General features: G+C 60.9%; 16 protein-coding genes and 1 pseudogene. 14 read left to right on the plus strand and 3 right to left on the minus strand.

The features are described from left to right. The first annotated feature begins 182 nt into the window (after window positions 1-182). Window positions 183-692 carry a single-stranded DNA-binding protein gene (locus tag CI601_RS02335; protein WP_121914150.1) on the plus strand — a complete coding sequence of 170 codons (510 nt, stop codon included), beginning with the start codon at window positions 183-185 and terminating at the stop codon, window positions 690-692. A 119-nt stretch (window positions 693-811) separates the two neighbouring features. On the opposite strand, the gene CI601_RS02340 is transcribed toward CI601_RS02335, so the two are convergent. Next, window positions 812-2,905 (minus strand): M13 family metallopeptidase, encoded by a 2,094-nt coding sequence (locus CI601_RS02340; protein ID WP_121914151.1) that lies wholly within the window; start codon window positions 2,903-2,905, stop codon window positions 812-814. 176 nt (window positions 2,906-3,081) lie between these two features. On the opposite strand from CI601_RS02340, the gene CI601_RS02345 reads away from it, so the two are divergent. The 3 genes from CI601_RS02345 (at window position 3,082) to CI601_RS02355 (ending at window position 6,274) form a co-directional block, all read left to right on the plus strand. After that, window positions 3,082-3,780 carry an HdeD family acid-resistance protein gene (locus tag CI601_RS02345; RefSeq protein ID WP_121914152.1) on the plus strand — a complete coding sequence of 233 codons (699 nt, stop codon included), beginning with the start codon at window positions 3,082-3,084 and terminating at the stop codon, window positions 3,778-3,780. Window positions 3,781-3,883: 103 nt separating this feature from the next. Next, the gene (map, locus tag CI601_RS02350) at window positions 3,884-4,660 is read left to right on the plus strand and encodes a type I methionyl aminopeptidase (RefSeq protein WP_024626681.1); all 777 of its coding nucleotides are present in this window, start codon (window positions 3,884-3,886) and stop codon (window positions 4,658-4,660) included. A 324-nt stretch (window positions 4,661-4,984) separates the two neighbouring features. Beyond that, complete coding sequence (locus CI601_RS02355; protein ID WP_121914153.1) at window positions 4,985-6,274, plus strand: citrate synthase; 1,290 nt, start codon at window positions 4,985-4,987, stop codon at window positions 6,272-6,274. Between the two features lie 19 nt (window positions 6,275-6,293). Here the strand turns inward: CI601_RS02355 and dapD are convergent, their stop codons facing one another. After that, window positions 6,294-7,253 (minus strand): 2,3,4,5-tetrahydropyridine-2,6-dicarboxylate N-succinyltransferase, encoded by a 960-nt coding sequence (dapD, locus tag CI601_RS02360; protein ID WP_121914154.1) that lies wholly within the window; start codon window positions 7,251-7,253, stop codon window positions 6,294-6,296. A gap of 146 nt (window positions 7,254-7,399) precedes the next feature. Here dapD and CI601_RS08505 point away from each other — a divergent pair, with 146 nt between their 5' ends. The 3 genes and pseudogenes from CI601_RS08505 to ftsE all read left to right on the plus strand — a co-directional run. Continuing rightward, window positions 7,400-7,531, plus strand: coding sequence for a hypothetical protein (locus CI601_RS08505; protein ID WP_259465285.1), 132 nt, complete (start codon window positions 7,400-7,402; stop codon window positions 7,529-7,531). A gap of 107 nt (window positions 7,532-7,638) precedes the next feature. Next, window positions 7,639-8,772, plus strand: coding sequence for a peptide chain release factor 2 (gene prfB, locus CI601_RS02365; protein WP_024626678.1), 1,134 nt, complete (start codon window positions 7,639-7,641; stop codon window positions 8,770-8,772). 97 nt (window positions 8,773-8,869) lie between these two features. After that, window positions 8,870-9,901: pseudogene (gene ftsE / locus CI601_RS02370) on the plus strand (cell division ATP-binding protein FtsE); the annotation flags it as partial. A gap of 689 nt (window positions 9,902-10,590) precedes the next feature. On the opposite strand, the gene CI601_RS08600 reads toward ftsE, so the two are convergent. Continuing rightward, window positions 10,591-10,650, minus strand: coding sequence for a hypothetical protein (locus tag CI601_RS08600; protein ID WP_367379019.1), 60 nt, complete (start codon window positions 10,648-10,650; stop codon window positions 10,591-10,593). A 75-nt stretch (window positions 10,651-10,725) separates the two neighbouring features. On the opposite strand from CI601_RS08600, the gene ftsX reads away from it, so the two are divergent. The 7 genes from ftsX (at window position 10,726) to glmS (ending at window position 18,825) form a co-directional block, all read left to right on the plus strand. Continuing rightward, window positions 10,726-11,649, plus strand: a complete 924-nt coding sequence (gene ftsX, locus CI601_RS02380; protein WP_024626676.1) for a permease-like cell division protein FtsX — start codon at window positions 10,726-10,728, stop codon at window positions 11,647-11,649. An 87-nt stretch (window positions 11,650-11,736) separates the two neighbouring features. Continuing rightward, window positions 11,737-13,125, plus strand: coding sequence for a CHAP domain-containing protein (locus CI601_RS02385; protein WP_024626675.1), 1,389 nt, complete (start codon window positions 11,737-11,739; stop codon window positions 13,123-13,125). A 93-nt stretch (window positions 13,126-13,218) separates the two neighbouring features. Then, window positions 13,219-13,695, plus strand: coding sequence for an SsrA-binding protein SmpB (smpB, locus tag CI601_RS02390; RefSeq protein ID WP_024626674.1), 477 nt, complete (start codon window positions 13,219-13,221; stop codon window positions 13,693-13,695). Between the two features lie 289 nt (window positions 13,696-13,984). Beyond that, a complete protein-coding gene (locus tag CI601_RS02395; protein WP_024626673.1) occupies window positions 13,985-14,923 on the plus strand; it encodes an ABC transporter substrate-binding protein in 939 nt (312 codons plus the stop codon). A gap of 109 nt (window positions 14,924-15,032) precedes the next feature. Next, window positions 15,033-16,007 (plus strand): amino acid ABC transporter permease, encoded by a 975-nt coding sequence (locus CI601_RS02400; RefSeq protein ID WP_121914155.1) that lies wholly within the window; start codon window positions 15,033-15,035, stop codon window positions 16,005-16,007. Between the two features lie 16 nt (window positions 16,008-16,023). Beyond that, window positions 16,024-16,836, plus strand: a complete 813-nt coding sequence (locus CI601_RS02405; protein WP_121914156.1) for an amino acid ABC transporter ATP-binding protein — start codon at window positions 16,024-16,026, stop codon at window positions 16,834-16,836. Window positions 16,837-16,932: 96 nt separating this feature from the next. After that, window positions 16,933-18,825, plus strand: a complete 1,893-nt coding sequence (glmS, locus tag CI601_RS02410) for a glutamine--fructose-6-phosphate transaminase (isomerizing) (protein WP_121914157.1) — start codon at window positions 16,933-16,935, stop codon at window positions 18,823-18,825.

Consider the following 18,825-nt stretch of genomic DNA (forward strand, 5'->3'; position numbering starts at 1 on the left):
GGAGGCAGGATGGATTCACCGTTCGACGGAGGGTTCCTGGCCGGGGCCAGTCCCTTCCCCCGCTCCGATTATCCGCGCTCTGGCTAGGGATTCTCCGTCGGACGGCTTCACCGCCACGCAATGAGCAATCGACCGGTGGGTTTACAGCGCCGGATTCATGACATCGACAGAGAGGTTCCGATATGTCCATCAACGAAATAAAAACGACCGTCTTCGGCTTTATGGGAACCCAGCCAGCCCGTCTGGGACAGCCGGGAACCACACCAGTCTGTTCCTTCAGGCTTGGCTCTACGCCGGCCTATTACGATGCTGCGGCTGGGGTATGGAAACGAAAATCCACCACCTGGCTGACAGTCAAGGCTTTCAGGACTCTGGCGGTTAATGCTCTGGCCTGTCTGCACAAGGGCGATCCGGTCATGGTGACGGGATCCTTGGTTACGGAGGAGTGGACCAGCGACGGCCAGCCGCATAGCAGTCTGGTCTTGGTAGCGGATGGCATCGGTCACGACCTGGCTAGGGGACAGGATACCTTCACCAGGATCCGATCGGGTACTGCGCCCATCGATGAAGGGGCCGCCGGTGCGGATCCTTGGACCACTCCGCTGACATCTTCACCCTCTGAAACCGCCCCAGCATCATCGGTACCATCTGCAGCCGAGCGGACACCAGTGGGGACTTCCAATGCTGGATGAGCAAAGGTTGTTTCGGCCGAGCAGGAAGAAGGCGGGAGGCCGGCTGATTCCAGTCGACATCCCGCCTTGGTCAACAGGCTGATTGAAACCATCAACCGATGATTTCAATCAGAACAGGCTTACCAAATCTTGACCCTTGCCTCGGGTTCCAGCCACATGCCGTCGTCAGCGGTGACGCCGAAGGCCTGATAGAAGCGATCCACATTCCTGACGATGCCGTTGGTGCGGAATTCAGCAGGGGAGTGGGGATCAATCTGCAAATACTGTTCAGCAAGCTGATCCCTGTTCTTGGTCCTCCAGATGGAGGCATAGGACAGGAAGAACCGCTGCAGGCCGGTGTAGCCGTCCATGACCGGAGCCGAGGCCAGCGCCTGGTCCATGGCCGCATCGTCTGTCCCCGCTGTGCCGCCCTGCCGCTTCTGCAAGGAGAGGGCGTAGGCCTTGATGGCGATGTTGACGCCTCCCAGGTCTCCGATGTTCTCGCCGATGGTCAGCGCCCCATTGACATGAGGTGCCTGCTCGGGCTTGTCGGCGTACTTCTCGGCAAGTTGTTGGGGCACGAACCCGTTGTACTGCTTGATGAGCGCCTTGGTCCGCTGCTCGAAGTTCTCACGGTCCTGCGGGGTCCACCAGTCCTGCAGACGTCCATCGCCGTCGTACTTGGAACCCTGGTCGTCGAATCCATGGCCGATCTCGTGGCCGATGACCGATCCGATGCCTCCGTAGTTGACGGCATCGTCCGCTTCCGGGTTGAAGAAGGGCGGCTGCAGAATAGCTGCGGGGAAGACGATGACGTTCAGGGTGGGCTCGTAGTAGGCGTTGACCGTCTGAGGGTTCATCAGCCACTCTTCCTTGTCCACAGGCTGACCGGCCTTGCCGAACTGGTAGCCGGACTCGTAGAGGTTGGCCCGCCGCACGTTGTCGACCAGACCCAGCTTTTCGTCCACAGCCAGGGCCGTATAATCGCGCCAGTGCTCGGTGTAGCCGATCTTGGGCGAGAATTTGTCCAGCTTGGCCAGAGCCTTGACCTTGGTCTGTTCGCCCAGCCAGTCACTGGAGGTGATGGAGACCCGGTAGGCGTCGATCAGATCTGAGACCAAAGCCTCCATGCGGGCCTTGCTGGAGGCAGGGAAGTGCCGGCGCACATATTCGCGTCCGACCTCCTCGCCGCAAATGCCGTTGACCAGGGAGACGGCTCGCTTCCAGCGGTCCCGCATCTTGGTCGTGCCTGAAAGAACCTTGCCGTAGAAGTCGAACCTGGCCTGATCGAAGTCGCTGCTGAGCAGCCCTGCCCACTCGATCAGGGTGTGCACGCGGGCCCATAGTTTCAGATCCTCCAGGTCGCTTGTCTTCCACAGCTCGTTCAATCCCTGCAGGAAGGAGGGTTCATGCACGATGGTCCTGGATAGGGCTGTGCTCAGATCGACCGGTTGCAGATTGGCGACAGGGCTGGCTACATATGCCTTCTGCCAGGACTCGATCCAGGTGTGCAGATCGAAATCGGTGAGCGTTGACTCCAAGTCGGCCAGGGTGGTGGGATTGTAGGTGCGATCCTCATCTCGTGTGGATACGTTGTCCCAGTGGCGTGCTGCTATGCGCGTCTCGACCTCAAGGAAGGACTCCGCCTGCCTGTGGGCATCCTCTTGGTCGTCGGCGTAGCCGGAGAGCCTGAGCAGTGAGGCGACCATGTCGGTGTAGGCCTGGCGTACTTGAGCGTAGCTCTTCTCCCGGTAGTAGGCCTCGTCGGGGAGTCCCAGCCCGGCCTGCTCCATATGAGCCACGTTGACGCCAGCGTTGCCAGGATCACCATAGATGGCGATACCGAACAGATCAGGGCCGCCAGTCGGGTTGAGCTGGCCGAGCAGGCTGGTCAGTGCCTTCTTGTCGGGCGCACCATCAATGGCCTGCAGGTCGGGGCGGATGGGTTCCATTCCCGCCGCCTCGATGGCATCGGTGTCCAGGAAGCTGCGATAGAGCAGGGCCGACTTGACGGCCGGGGATTCTGGGTCCTCGAGGATTTCATGAACCTGTGCTTCGGCATCCTCGGCAAGCTTGTCGAAGGAGCCGAACCGGGAGCGGTCCTCGGGCAGACTGTAGGTGTCGATCCAGGGGCCGTTGACAAAACGAAAGAGGTCGTCCTGGGGTCGAATGACCGAAGAGAAGGAGGCCGGATCAAGTCCGGAGGAGGTCGTGGATTCAGTAGATTGTGCCATGCCACAAGCCTAGCCATCTTTGGTGACATGCCATGCCCTGGGGGTCGCCCGGAATCAGCGGACCGGCGAATCATCCGCCGAAGGGAAAAGCCGCGATTGCTTCGTTGGTGATTTACACTTGGAAGACGGTAACAGGACGGCCGCTCGGTCGCCCTGAGCGAGTGAAAGAGGACGGTATGACGGATCCCATGCAGGGCGGTCAGCCCAATCAGTACGGTGGTCAGGATTCTGGGCAGAATGGCGGCCAATACCAGAATAATTATGGTCAGTATGGGCAATACCCCGGCTATCAGGGACGCCCGCCACGTATGGACCCGTTCTCCATGATCGCTGAAGATCTGGGATTCAGAACCCTGCGAGCTATCCGCATCATCATGGGCGTCATGGGCGTGATTGGTGTCATCCTGGGCCTGGCCCTGCTGCTCAGGCCGGACAAGACCCTGATTGCCGTGACCGTGGTGCTGGGCATCTACTTCATCATCTCCGGCGTGGTCCGTCTGGCTACCTCCATCGTGACCAAGGGACTTCCCGGCGGTTGGCGTGTGCTAGGTGTCCTCTTTGGTGCACTGATCGCCGTCGGCGGCATTGTGATCGTCAGGAACACGGCTCTGTCCGCTTCAGCACTGACCCTGCTGGTCACCATCATCGTAGGCATCAGCTGGATCATGGAGGGCGTGATGAGTCTGGCCGCCTCCTGGGGACTCCCGCATTCAGGCTGGGCCATTTTCTCGGGCATCGTCTCCATCATCGCCGGGATCATCGTCATGGTCTACCCGTTGAGCTCCGTCATCTTCCTGGTTATTTTCAGTGGGTGCGCTCTTCTGGTGCTGGGAGTCGTCTCTATTATCAGGGCCTTCACCTTCGGCCGGAACTGAGAGCCGGACTCGTCCGACTAACCCGATAATACTGAGAGATAGTACTTGGGCAGGACCCCAAGGGATGGCACCTGCGGGCACCAATCATGAAAGGACGCAGAGGATGATCGAGCTCAAAACCAAGCAGGAGATCGAACAGATGAAGCCGGCGGGTAGGTTCGTCGGCAGCATCCTCAAGGAGCTCAAGGCCATGAGCAAACCTGGGGTCAACCTCTTGGAGCTGGACGACTACGTCAAGGACAGGATCAACTCCCGCAAGGGAGCTACCTCCTGTTACGTGGATTATGCGCCTGATTTCGGTACTGGACCCTTCGCCCACTACATCTGCCTATCCGTCAACGATGCCGTCCTGCATGGGGTGCCTTATGACTACAACCTTAAGGACGGCGACCTGCTTTCCCTGGATCTGGCCATCAACGTGGACGGCTGGGTGGGTGACTCGGCCATTAGCTTTGTGGTGGGCGAGCATGCCGATCCAGAGGATCTGCGGCTGATTCGGACCACCGAAGAGGCCCTGAAGGCGGGCATCGCCCAGGCTCAGCCCGGCAACCGCCTGGGTGACATCTCCGCTGCAGTCGGTCAGGTTGCCCATGAAAACGGATACAGCGTCAACCTGGAGTTCGGCGGCCACGGGGTAGGGCGGATCATGCATGGCGATCCCCATGTGCCCAACGATGGCACTCCTCATCACGGCTACAAGCTGCGCCCCGGTCTGGTCATCGCCATCGAGCCTTGGTTCCTGGCGACCACCGATCAGATTTATCAGGATCCCAAGGATGGATGGACCCTGCGTTCTGCAGATGGATCCCGCGGTGCCCACAGCGAGCACACCATTGCCATCACCGAGCAGGGACCTGTCATTCTGACGACCAGGGACTGATTCGAGGGCTGTCAGGACTATATAAGGGACCGAGGAATGTCCACAATGTGGATGTTCCTCGGTCCCTTGTTTGATGCCGTCCTTTCTTCCTTGGAATTGTTGCTTGCAGGCTGGTGCGGGAAGGCAGACGGCCCTGCCTTAGTCTCGCAGGTCGTGACCAGGGGCGACGGATACCTGCTTGTGGTTACAAGCCGGTAATCGAAGTCGTGATTGTTTCTGTTAGCATGTCGGCAATTCCACGCCGGTACAGGTGCCGGTAGCCTGATCTGGCATGGCCGTCGACTCTCATTGGCACCTCACTGGTTGATTGACAGGAGGTGCGTGGTGTCTACAGCACGGTTGTCCATCGGTTCCGACCAGGTTGATCTGCCATTGGTTCGCGCCACCGAGGGGCCCGACGGCATTCTGGTCTCCTCCCTACGCAATGACGGCTGGGTCACGCTCGATCCCGGCTTCCAGACCACAGCTCAGTGCGTTTCAGGAATAACCTTCATTGACGGCAAGCGGTCCATACTGCGCTACAGGGGCTATGCCATAGAGGACTTGTGCGCCCAGTCCAATTTCCTCGAAGTGGCCTGGCTGCTGTCCCATGGCGAACTGCCTGATGCCGAGCAGTACAAGCGGTTCCGCAGCCATGTTCTGGGTCACACGGTCGTAGGGGAGGACTTCCGTCATCTGCTCTCGTCCTTCCCTCGCCAGGCTCATCCCATGAGTGTGCTGGCTGCGGCGGTCAACGCTCTTGCTGGCTTTCATCCGGACACTTGTGACGTAGACGATCCCGAGCAGTTGGATGAGGCCAGCGCCATCATCATGGCCAAGGTGCGTACTATCGTCTCCCTGATCCACCGTCGTCGTCGCGACCAGCCCCTGCTCTACCCGGACAGGAACTGGGGCTATGTGGAGGACTTCCTGAGAATGAGCTTCGCCATGCCTTACCAGCCTTATCAGGCCGATTCTCTCAAGGTGCAGGCCCTGGACAAGCTTCTGATTATCCATGCCGACCATGAGCAGAACTGCTCCACCTCTGTGGTCAGGATTGCCGGATCAGCCCGGGCCAACCTATATTCGGCAGTGGCTGCCGGCATTAATACACTTTCAGGCCCCCTGCACGGCGGCGCCAACGAGGCTGTGCTGCGCCAGCTGAAGAGCATACGTGATTCCGGTCTGGGTGTGCGGGGCTATGTGGACCAAGCCAAGAGCGAGGGGCGGAAAATTGCGGGTCTGGGCCATCGGGTCTATAAGTCCTATGACCCACGCGCGGCCATAGCCAAGCAGTGGCTCTACAAACTTATGGACGAACCCGACCAGGATAGGAATACGGAGGATGCCGGGCTCTTTGATGTGGCCCTGGAGCTTGAGGACCTGGCCCTGCATGATGACTACTTCGTCGAGCGCCACCTTTACCCCAACGTGGACTTCTACACCGGGCTCATCTACCGCGACATCGGCTTCGACCCGGAGATGTTCACCACGCTCTTCGCCTTGGGTCGCATCCCCGGATGGATCGCCCAGTACCGGGAGATGCTGGACGATCCTGACACGAAAATAGGTCGACCCAGGCAGGTCTATACCGGTCAGGGGCCACGCGACTACCTGCCTATAGAAGAGCGCTGAGTCCTATGACCGCCTGGGTTCAGTTGGCGTGCAGTCGCTCGTTCAGCTCGATCCCCTTCTTGCGAGGCAGGGCTCTGACCTGGCCCGTGCGGGAGTCGCGGATGAAGAGCAGATGATCCCTTCCGCTGAGTTCTGCCCCCTTGACCTCCTGGTCGCCCAGGCCGATCTTGGTACCGGCGGTGACATAGAGTCCGGCTTCAACCACGCAGTCGTCGCCTAAGGAGATGCCGATGCCGGCGTTGGCCCCCAGCAAGGAGTGCTGGCCGATGGAGACCCGGTGGCGGCCTCCGCCGGACAGGGTGCCCATGATGGAGGCTCCGCCACCGATGTCCGAACCGTCGCCGACTACGACTCCCTGGGAGATCCGTCCTTCGACCATGGAGTGGCCCAGAGTTCCAGCGTTGAAGTTGACGAAGCCCTCATGCATGACTGTCGTTCCCGGTGCCAGATGGGCGCCGAGCCGAATCCGGTCAGCGTTGCCGATGCGCACTCCCTCGGGAACCACATAATCCACCATGCGGGGGAACTTGTCCACGCTCAGCACCGTTACCTGTGTCACCGGGATGCCCGGCATGGAGCGGCTGGCTGCAGCCATGACCGCTGACCTGCGCAGGGCGAAGTCCTCCACGGCGAAGGGTCCGTAGTTGGTCCAGACCACTGTGTTGAGCTGTTCGAAGATCCCGTCCAGGTTCATGCTGTTGGGAGGGGTCAGGCGCATGCTGAGTAGATGAAGCCGCAGATAGGCGTCGGCTGCATTGGTTATTGGGCCATCCAAATCGGCCACAGTGAAGACCGCAACCTTTCGGATGCCGCGGGCGTCGGGCTGGTTGTTGACTTGGTCGCCAAAGTCGTGGTTGGGACGGTTCGCCGGGGTCGGCGGTGTCGAGATCTCGGCCTTGGGATACCAGACGTCCAGGGTACGGCCCTGCTCATCCTGGCTGGCCAGGCCCCAACCCCATGCGGTGCGTGCTGTGCTCATCGTTCCTCCTTCTGGCTGTGCAGTCATATTGACATAGGTTGTCTTACAGGATAAACCGGCCGACGCTCAAACACAGACGGTCCGTCCGACAGTCGGCTCTGGGTGGTCGCCAGCCAGGTCGCAGCCGATAGGTAAAATTATCAACCATGAGTGCCTACAGTCATGAGCGTGAGCGCCGGGAGCGTCGGCGCCGCAATATAGCCAGGGCGGTCTGCCTGGTCATTGCCGTGGCTTTGCTGGCCAGTCTTATCATCCCCGCCATTTTCAGCGGCCTTTGACCTGATCCGTCCGGTCGGCGGGAATCCGGCCGTCACAGGCACAGGCAAATGGCAATGAAGACGGCGGCCGACTCGTATGGAGCCGGTCTGGAAAGCGGTGAGACGGTATGGCAGAGATGGATTTTGCTCAAGCATTGGAGCAGGCCAAGGCCAAGTACGAGATGATCTCCAAGGCGCTGGACCCGGAGGGTTTGCGCTCGCGGATTGCGGATCTGGAGCGTCAGGCCAGTGCGCCCGGACTCTGGAATGATCAGGAGAATGCTCAGAAGGTGACCAGCAGGCTCTCAGCCCTGCAATCCCAGCTCAAGCATCTGGAGTCCGCATCCTCCCGGCTGGAGGATGTCCAGGCTCTGGAGGAGTTGGGCCAGGAGGAGCATGACCAGGACACCCTGGTGGAGGCCCGCAAGGAGATCGACTCGTTGAGGTCCGACCTGGCTGACATGGAGATCCAGACCCTGCTGGACGGGGAGTACGACGAGCGCGCCGCCGTGGTCACCATTCGTTCTGGTGCCGGTGGGGTGGACGCGGCCGACTGGGCCCAGATGCTCCTGCGTATGTACATGAGGTGGGCTGAGCGGCACGGCTTCTCCACCAAGGTCATGGACACCTCCTACGCAGAGGAGGCCGGCATCAAGTCGGCCACCTTCCAGGTGGATGCCCCCTATGCTTACGGTCGGCTGTCTGTGGAGGGCGGCACCCATCGTCTGGTGAGGATCTCGCCCTTTGACAACCAGGGCAGGCGGCAGACTTCTTTCGCTGCTGTCGAGGTCATCCCTCTGGTGGAACCCACTGACCACATCGACATCCCCGACTCGGATATCCGAGTGGACACCTACTGCTCTTCCGGTCCCGGTGGTCAGGGCGTCAACACCACCTATTCGGCCGTGCGTATTACCCATCTGCCGACCAACATCGTGGTCACCATGCAGGATGAGCGCAGCCAGATCCAGAACCGTGCGGCTGCTATGGCCGTTTTGCAGTCCCGACTACTGGTTCTGCGGCACGAAGAGGAGGCCAAGAAGAAAAAGGAGCTGGCCGGCGACATCAAGGCCAGCTGGGGGGATCAGATGCGCTCATATGTGCTGCATCCCTACCAGATGGTCAAGGATCTGCGTACCGGATACGAGACCTCGGATACCCAGGGCGTTTTCGACGGCAACATCGATGCCTTCATAGAGGCCGGTATCCGTTGGCGGCATCAGCAGCGGGTTCAGGCCCGTGAGGAGGAAGCCAGCAAATAAACCTGTGCTCGGCCTCATCCGGGTCGGTGTTTCATGAGTGTGTAGTGTCGGTCTTGTTGATAGCCTCTGTAGGGGAATACCGAGGAACGGAGAGTCAATGGCGTTGATTTCGCTCAAGGACGTGACCAAGATCTACCCCAAGGGGTCCCGTCCCGCCTTGGATGACATCAGCCTGGATGTCGATCGTGGGGATTTTGTCTTCCTTGTGGGCGCCAGCGGGTCGGGCAAGACCACCCTGCTCCGCCTGCTTCTGCGCGAGGAAGAGGCCACCGAGGGGGAGATTCGCGTGGCCGGCAACGACCTGCGACGTCTGCGCAATCGTGAAATTCCCGGATATCGGCGCTCCATTGGCTTTGTGTTCCAGGATTACAAGCTGCTCAATAACAAGACCGTATGGCAGAACGTGGCCTTCACGCTGGAAGTCATCGGCGCTCGTCGGTCCACCATCAAAACCCTGGTTCCTCAGGTGCTCAAGACCGTGGGGCTGACGGGCAAGGAGCAAAACTACCCCCATGAGCTTTCCGGCGGCGAGGCTCAAAGGGTGGCTTTGGCCCGCGCCTACGTCAATAACCCGGAAATCCTGCTGGCTGACGAGCCCACTGGCAATCTTGATCCCACAACCTCCCTGGGCATTATGGAGGTTCTGGACGCCATCAACAGGACCGGCACCACCGTGGTCATGGCCACCCACAACGAGGAGATCGTCAACTCCATGCGCAAGCGGGTGGTGGAGCTGCATACGGGCCGGATCATGCGCGACGAGGCCCACGGCTCCTACGATTCTTCGCGCTTCTTCCCCGATGCCGAGGTTGCGGCGCGTGCTCATCATGCCATCGGGGATCCCGCTGACGGCGATGCCCTGGATCGTGCTCGTGAGGTTGGAGTTGGAGGGCGCCGTCCGGTGCAGGTTGTCGTCCAGGATGGGAATAGTCCGGCTACCGAACCCATCGCGGATGGAACCAAGGGAGCCAAGCAGGTGGTTCAGGCGGCGGCACAGGCCGTCGACCAGGGCCAGTATGGCGACGAGGGAATCGCACGGCTGGCCAAGTCCATGCATTCGGGGAGAACAGGACGTTATGGGCAGGTCTTCACCTCGGTGGAGGACACCCTGACCTGGGGGAAGGGCCTGGGCAGCCTTGAGTCTGCGCAGGAAGATTCCAGTCAGCATGAAGGCGCCTCTGCGGGGCAGTCCGAGGGGAAGAGCGACTCTGACCCTGACGAACGGTTCCGCAGACCTGCGCCGGTGTCGCAGGGCAGCCAGGATTCACCCGGTCAGTCGCATGAAGGTTCCAGTGACAAAGACCAGGGCAAGGCAGGAACCGATCGGGCCGAATCCGGGAATCGTCCCCAGGCAGAACCAGCAGAACCTGCAGCCTCCCGGAAATCTCGGAAGTCCGCTCGTGGTTCGGATGCTGCGCGGCCCAAGTCGACCCCAGAAAGCAGGTCCCAGGATCGGCGGCCCGAAGATTCGAGCAGTCATGAGCAGGATAGGAAACCAGGTAGTGACCGCAAGGGTCTCGCTCATGATGATCGCAATCATGACCGCGATCAAAGGGGCTCCAAGCAAGACGACAAGGTCAAGGACCGCCAACCGTTGAAGGAAACCTCCGATAAGGCTGCTGATCGTGAACAACAGTTCAAGAGGCCCGATCAGCCTCCGCAGCCCGATGTTTCCAGCTCATCCGAACCGACCGGCAAATCCGGTCAGGCTACGGCTCAAATGAAGCAGGACGACGCGCAATCCTCAAAGCAAGCCCCCAGCAAGAGCAGGACCAGCAAAAAGGACTCGACCAGCGAAATCGATCATGATGTCGAGTCTCACGATGCCGAGTCCATGGGAGTCCCGCCGGCCCCGCCCGCTCCCCCCGAAGCTCCCAAGGCGACCAGGAAGTCCCGACAAAAGAGCGACGCACAGGCTCGGGATGAGCATCATGACAAGAAGAAGGCGGCACGATGAGACTGCGGTTCATCCTTTCCAGCACCTGGGACAACCTGCGGCGCAACGGGTCCATGATCCTCTCGGTCATGCTGGTCACTTTCATCTCCTTCCTCTTCATCGGCGCATCGGGCCTTATGCAGGCGCAGATCAGCAAGGCCAAGGGGGACTGGTACGACCAAGTAGAGGTGGTGGTCTGGCTGTGCCCGGACGGCGCCAGCCAGGCGGCATCCTGCGCGACCGGCAAGGCGCCCACCAACGACGAGATCGTCAAGCTGGAGAACACCATCAATACCGAGCTGCGCGACTCTGTGGCAAAAATCACCTACCAGAGCCGGGAGGACTTTTTCAAGAACACCTTCCTCAAGCAGTACCCCAACGGCACATACGAGGGAAGGACCATGACCGCAGCGGACATGCAGGCCTCCCTGCGTCTCAAACTCAAGGATCCAACCAAGTATCAGGTGGTCTCCGAGGTGCTGTCAGGACGCGACGGCGTAGAGGAGGTGTCCGACCAGCGTCAGATATTCGACCCGGTCTTCAAGATCCTCAACAGGGCTACGGCAGTCACCTTGGTTCTGGCCGTCGTCATGGTGATCGTGGCCATCCTGCTGACTGGCACCACCATCAGGATGAGTGCCGCCTCGCGTCGCAACGAGACCGAGATCATGAGACTGGTGGGAGCCTCCAACTGGACCATACGACTGCCCTTCATCCTGGAGGGCGTGGTGGCATCCTTGCTGGGATCTCTTCTGGCTGTCGGCGCTCTTAGCGCCATCGTCAAACTTTTTATCACGGATTGGCTGGCCCGGACGGTCCAGTGGATGCCCTACGTGGATCAGTCCACGGTCCTGCTCATGGCACCGGCGCTGATCCTGGGGGCCATGCTCTTGTCCGCATTGGCCTCTTCCATCTCCCTGCGGCGGTATCTGCGGACCTGATCCGCGGCGACGGGCCGATTGATCTTATGGGTACGAACTCTGCCATAATGATGACTAGCATGGATAAGTGATAGTGAGGACTTGACCATGAATCGTACGAAACACTTGGAAGCCATCTGCGGCCTGGTGGGGTCGTTGGCCATGATGCTGGGCGGTGGGATCCTGGGGTTGACAGTGGCCCCCGCACCGGCCCGGGCCGATTGGAGTAGCTATCAGCAGAAGGTACAGAGCCATGAGGCTCTGAAGAGCAAGTTGGCGGGTGTCAACAGCGAGCTGGCCAACCAGATTCTCAGTCTCAGCGATCTGACTGCCAACCAGATCCCGGCGGCTCAGCAGAGTGCCGTCGAAGCTCAGCAGCAGGCCGAGCAGGCCGACAGTTTGGTTCAGGCCACCAATGACCGACTGCAGGCGGCCCGCAAAGATCGTGCCGACCTGGAGGCCAAGATCCGTCAGACCGGCATCGACTATGACGACGCCAAGGCCGGTGTGGCGCAGATGGCGAGAAAGAGTTTCCATGGCTCTGAGGCTTCCCAGGTCATGGACGTGGTGACCAAGTCCTCCAGCACCAAGGACTTTGTGGACAAGATGCAGTCCGATGCAGCCGTGACCCGATCCGAGGCCAACACGGCCAATGATGCCGCCAACACCCTCAATTCGTCCATGAATCGCAAGCAGCGTCTCGAGGCCATTGAGGAGCAGATCAGCACCTTGAAGGCCAAGGCCGACCAGCAGCAGGCGGCGGCACAGCAGGCGGCAGCTGCGGCGCAGGCCAAGCAGGACAGTCTGCAGGCCTTGCGCGACCAGGGAACCGCAGCACGCAAGCAGCTGGAGGGGCAGAAGGCTGCCCTGACCACCCAGTCAGCCCGTGAGGCCGCGGATATCGTGGCCACCGAGTCTATGATCGATTCCCTCAACACGGGCAATGCCGGCGGCGGGGCCGATCCCCATGCCGGTGGCGCCCAGCAGGTCGGCGGTGGCGGCCCTGCACCATCACCGGCTCCGCGTCCTTCCCCGCCGAGCAATGGAGGCGGTGGAGGTGCCTCCGGTATGAATTACGGGGTACCTGGCAGCTGTCCTGAGGGCTCTGGGTTCTGCTACGGCCATCCTACCGGCAACTCGGTGGGCGGCAGTGCTTACCCCGCCCGTCAGTGCACGCTCTGGGCATACATCCGCCGCTCGCAGCTGTCCCTGCCTGTGGGATCCTATATGGGTAACGGAGCTGACTGGGCCAACACTGCACGTAGTCTGGGCTACCTGGTCAACAACACCCCGCACGTCGGAGCCGCCATGGTCTTTGCCCGTGGCCAGCGGGTCGGTTACTGGAACGCCGACTGGACCTATGGCCATGTGGCCGTGGTCGAGCGGGTCAATGGGGACGGGTCTGTGCTCATCTCCGAAGGAGGCACAGGATTTGCCTCCTTCCCTGCCTATGAGACGGTTTACGGGGCTGGCAACTACCAGTACATTCATTACTGACATCGAAGCGGACCAGGTCCGCCACCTGGGACGCCACTCCTAGCCGTCCGGCCTACCAGGCGACGTGATCGGCATGGTCCGGAGGAGGACATCATGGCTAAGGAGACTGGCACGTCGATGATTGCCCAGAATCGCAGGGCCCGGCATGACTACCAGATCGAGGATCGGTATGAGGCCGGCATCGCCCTGACCGGGACTGAGGTCAAGTCCTTGCGCGAAGGGCGGGCCTCTCTGGCTGAGTCATTCGTCAGTATCGACCGTCGGCACGAGGTCTGGCTGGAGAACGCGAATATCCCCGAGTATCTCAACGGCACCTGGAACAACCATGCCCCCAAGCGCAAGCGCAAGCTGCTTCTGCATGCCAAGCAGATCATTCGCCTGGAGCGGCAGATTCAGGCCAAGGGCTACACCATTGTCCCCCTGAGCCTGTATTTCAAGGATGGCAGAGTCAAGGTGGAGATCGCCGTGGCAAGGGGCAAGCGCGAGTATGACAAGCGTCAGTCCCTGCGGGAGGAACAGGACCGCCGTGAGGCCCAAAGGGCCATGCGCTACCGGAACCGTCGGGGCTGAAATATGTGCTGATGCACTTTCCGATTCTCAGATGATTCTTGGATAGGGACGACTGAATCCTGATATTGCCTTGCACTATGCAAGTCGACACGCCCGGAGCTAAGACGTCCGGCGGTGTTCTATAAGCTTCTGAAGCTTGCATTAAAGCCAAAATCCGCCCTGAAGAGCAAACCATGATTGATGATCATCAATCAGTCGGATGCATAAAAATACAAATGTGTGCATAATAGTGCATGTCAATCAAGGGATACGGAGGGTCGCCTCGGGGCGGTCCGGAAGAGGAGAAGACATGGGCAAGATCAAGGCGATGCTGACGGCGGCTCTGAGTGTCGCCCTGCTGGCCTCTATCGGGGCCTGCGGAACCACCGACGAGGCGGACAACAGCAGTGCATCGGGTAAGGCCACAACAAGTTCCCACCCGGCGGCTTTTGACGTCAGTGGCATCAAGAAGGATCCGGCCATCGCGGCCAAGGTGCCTGAGTCGGTGGCCAAGGACGGCAAGTTGACCGTGGGCATGGAGACCTCGTATGCTCCGGGTGAATTCATGAATGAGGACGGAAAGACACCGATTGGCTATGACGTGGACCTGTCGAACGCCATTGCCAAGGTGATGGGGCTCAAGGGGGAGATGGTCAGTGCCTCCTTCGATACCATCATCCCCGCCATCGGCAGCAAGTACGACGCGGGTATCTCCAGCTTCACCATCACCAAGGAGCGGATGCAGTCGGTCGACTTCGTCACCACCTTCAAGGCGGGCACGGCCTTTGCCGTCAAGAAGGGCAACCCCTCCAAGATCAATCCTGACGACATCTGCGGCGTCAAGGTCGGCGTGCAGACGGGCACTATCGAAGAGCAGCAGGCTGCTGACAAGATCTCGGCAGAGTGCAAGGCCAAGGGCAAGAAGCCGGTGGATGTGCAGTCCTACAAGCAGCAGACCGATGCCGCCACAGCGGTGGTCAACGGCAAGATCGACGTCTTCTACGCCGACTCCCAGGTGACCGGATATGCCATCAAGCAGACCGACGGCCAGCTGGAGAAGCTGGGCAAGGATACCGACATCGTCCTGCAAGGCGCCGCTCTGAAGAAGGGCAGCGGCATGGCTGAGGCCACCCAGGCGGCGCTCCAGAAGCTGATCGACGACGGCACCTATGCCAAGATCCTCAAGAACTGGGGCGTCCAGAGCGGGGCAGTCGAAAAGGCGGAGATCAACCCTGCGGTCTCTGACTGAGACAGGCCTCTAGGCGCGGGCCGGCTCAACAACCGGACTGCGCCTAGCGGTTGGCCCGGCTGGATAGGCTGGGCCTGAATAAGTTCAGCGGTGCGGAAGGAAGCAGGAGATGCATACCAAGAAGGGGACGGACCAGATTCAGATCCCCGGCAGAATAGAGGCCAGGCCGGTGCGCAAGCCGGGGCCGATCGTGGCCGCCGTCATCGTGGCCGTTTTCGTGGCCATGCTGATCCATGGCATGGTGACCAATCCTAACTTTGATTGGCCCACGGTCTGGAAGTATCTCTTCAACGAGCATGTCCTGGACGGCATCAAGTGGACCCTTCTGCTGACCGTCTACGCCATGGTTCTGGCCACAATCCTGGCCATCATCCTGGCGGTCATGCGCAAGTCGTCCAATCCGGTCCTGCGTTGGGTCAGCTGGTTCTTCATCTGGTTCTTCCGCGGCACTCCTGTATACACCCAGCTGGTCTTCTGGGGCCTGCTCTCCGTGCTGATTCCCAAGCTGGCCATAGGCATCCCCTTCGGGCCGGAGTTCTGGAGCGTCGACACCAAAACCGTGCTCAACGCCACCGTGGCCACGGTTCTGGGCCTGGGGCTGAACGAGGCTGCCTACCTTTCCGAAATCGTCCGTGCCGGCATCGAGGCTGTGGACCCCGGCCAGGAGGAGGCCGCCAAGGCTCTGGGCATGCCGCCCTCCATGATCATGCGACGGATCGTCCTGCCTCAGGCCATGCGCATCATCGTGCCGCCTACCGGCAATGAAACCATCGGCATGTTGAAGACCACATCCCTGGCCCTTGCCGTGCCCTTCACCCTGGAGCTCCAGTTCGCCACCAACGCCATCGCCAACCGCATCTACAAGACCATCCCGCTGCTGATCGTGGCTTGCATCTGGTACCTGGTCATCACCTCCGTTCTGATGGTCATCCAGGCCCAGCTGGAGAAGCACTACGGCAAGGGCTTCGACTCGCGGCCCCTGGCCGGATCAGGGGCCAAGGACGGCAAGGATGGCGAGGACCCGCAGACCCGTCAGGAAACTGACAAGGTCAACAAGGTCATGATGGCCGGGCTGAACGCCTGAGCGCAGGAGGAAAATCATGGACGAGGACAGGCAGACCAGGAAAAATGGGCAAGTCAATAAGGATCCGGCTATCGTCATCAGGAATGTGCACAAGGTATTCGGCGACCAGCATGTACTGCGGGGGATCAACCTGGAAGTCATGCCCGGCACGGTAACGGCCGTCCTGGGGCCTTCCGGCTCAGGCAAGTCGACCCTGCTGCGGCTGATCAACCAGCTGGAGACCCGCACAGCCGGCGAAATCTATGTGGACGGCGAGCTGACCGGATACAGGAAAATCAATACCGGCAAAGGTTCTGTGCTGCAGACCCTGGATGACAAGGCTATTGCCAGGCAGCGATCCAAGATCGGCATGGTCTTCCAGCGTTTCAACCTCTTCCCCCACATGACTGCCTTGGAGAACGTCATGGAAGCACCGGTCCATGTGGGCCGGGTTCCCAAGGCCGATGCCCGCCAGGAGGCTCAGGCCCAGCTGGAACGTGTAGGGCTGGAGGACAGGATGGACTATTATCCTGCCCAGCTCTCCGGCGGTCAGCAGCAGCGTGTGGCGATCGCGCGAGCCTTGGCCATGCACCCCGACATCATGCTCTTCGACGAGCCCACCTCAGCCCTGGATCCTGAGCTGGTGGGAGAGGTTTTGGGGGTCATGAGGCAGGTTGCCCAACAGGGCATGACCATGGTGGTGGTCACCCATGAGATGGGCTTCGCCCGCGAGGTGGCCGAGCAGATCGTCTTCATGGATCAGGGAGTCGTGGTGGAGCAGGGAGGCCCTGACATCATCGACCATCCGCACTCCGAGAGGTTCGCTGAATTCTTGCATACCGTACTCTAGCCTCAGCAGGCTCAGGCCCTGTCCAGGTTGTAGAAATTCCGGCAAGAAGCCTTCCGGACAGGCGACGGCGGAACTCCCATGGCTAGACTGGGGTCCATGTGCGGAATCGTCGGTTATGCGGGATCAGTACGGACGGCCTGCGGCAGGCCCCTGGAGGTCTGCCTCAAGGGTCTGGAGCGTTTGGAGTACCGAGGGTATGACTCGGCCGGAGTGGCCCTGGCTGCCCCGGGAATGACGCAGGTGGCCGTACGCAAGAAGGCGGGGCGCCTGGGCAATCTGGTCGCTGATCTGAAGACCAAGCCCATGCCCGAAGCCACCGTGGGCATCGGGCACACCCGCTGGGCCACCAATGGCGAACCCACTGATGTCAACGCTCATCCCCACACCAGCCGCGACGGCAAGGTCGCGCTGATCCACAACGGGATCATCGAGAACGCCTCAAGGCTGCGGCTGGACCTGGAGACCGAGGGATACACCTTCGTGTCCTCCACGGACACCGAAGTGGCGGCCAAGCTTCTGGGCAAGATTGCCCAGGAGATCGTCGATGCCACCGGCCAGCCCGACATCTTCGAGGCCATCAGGCGGTTGGCCCGCATGCTCAAAGGAGCTTTCACCATCCTGGCTGTGGACTCACGTCAGCCTGATCTGGTGGTGGGCGTCCGACACGATTCGCCGCTGGTGGTCGGCCTGGGAGACGGGGAGAACTACCTGGGCTCCGATGTGGCGGCTTTCGTAGCCTATACACGCCAGGCCATGGAGCTGGGGCAGGACCAGGCCGTCTGCATCAGCGCGGACCAGGTCAAGGTTACGGACTTCCAAGGGCACCCGGTGGAGCATCCCCGCCGTTATACCGTCGACTGGGATGCCTCGGCCGCTGAAAAGGGCGGATGGGACTCCTTCATGGACAAGGAGATCCACGAGGACCCGGCTGCCGTCTCCAACACCCTGTTGGGCCGATACGACGAGTCGGGCGACCTGGATCTGGACGAGGTTCATATCGATGAGGAGGTCTTCCGCCAGATCGACAAGATCATCGTTGTGGCCTGCGGAACGGCCTCCTACGCAGGGCTGGTGGCCAAGTACGCCATCGAGCACTGGGTCCGCATCCCGGTGGAGGTCGAGCTGGCCCATGAGTTCCGCTACCGTGATCCCATTCTGACCCCGCGCACCCTGGTCGTGGCCATATCCCAGTCAGGAGAGACCATGGATACGCTGATGGCGCTTCGCCACGCACGCGAGCAGGGTTCACGGGTTCTGGCCATCTGCAACACCCAGGGGTCCACCATCCCCAGGGAGTCCGACGCCGTGCTCTACACCCACGCCGGCCCCGAAGTGGCTGTGGCCTCCACCAAGGCCTTCCTGGCCCAGATCGTGGCGGCCTACCTGCTGGGTCTCTACCTGGCCCAGGTCAAGGGGACCATGTATCGAGACGAGATCCACCAGACCATCGACAGCCTCAAGGCCATGCCGGCCAAGATCCAGAAGGTGCTGGACGGACAGGCCGAGGTCATCAGCCAGACGGCTCAGCGCATGTCCAAGGCCCGCTCTTTCCTCTTCCTGGGGCGGCATGTGGGCTATCCGGTGGCCCTGGAGGGGGCGCTCAAGCTCAAGGAGATCGCTTACATCTTCACCGAGGGGTTCGCCGCTGGCGAGCTCAAGCACGGGCCTATCGCCCTGGTGGAGCCGGGGGAGCCTGTGGTGGTCATCGTACCCAGCGCACGGGGCCGCAATGTGCTGCACGACAAGGTCATCTCGGCCATCGAGGAGGTCAAGGCCCGTGGCGCCTTCACCATTGTCGTGGCCGAGGAGGGCGACCCGGACGCCGACCGCTATGCTGACGTGGTCTTTTGGAGGCCGCCCTGCCCAACCCTGCTAAGCCCCCTGGTGGACGTGGTCCCCCTGCAGCTGTTCGCCTTGGACATGGCCCGGCTCAAGGGTCTGGATGTGGACAAACCCCGCAATCTGGCCAAGTCGGTCACGGTGGAATAA

Source organism: Bifidobacterium sp. wkB344 (genome assembly GCF_003688305.1).
Lineage (GTDB): Bacteria > Actinomycetota > Actinomycetes > Actinomycetales > Bifidobacteriaceae > Bombiscardovia > Bombiscardovia mizhiensis.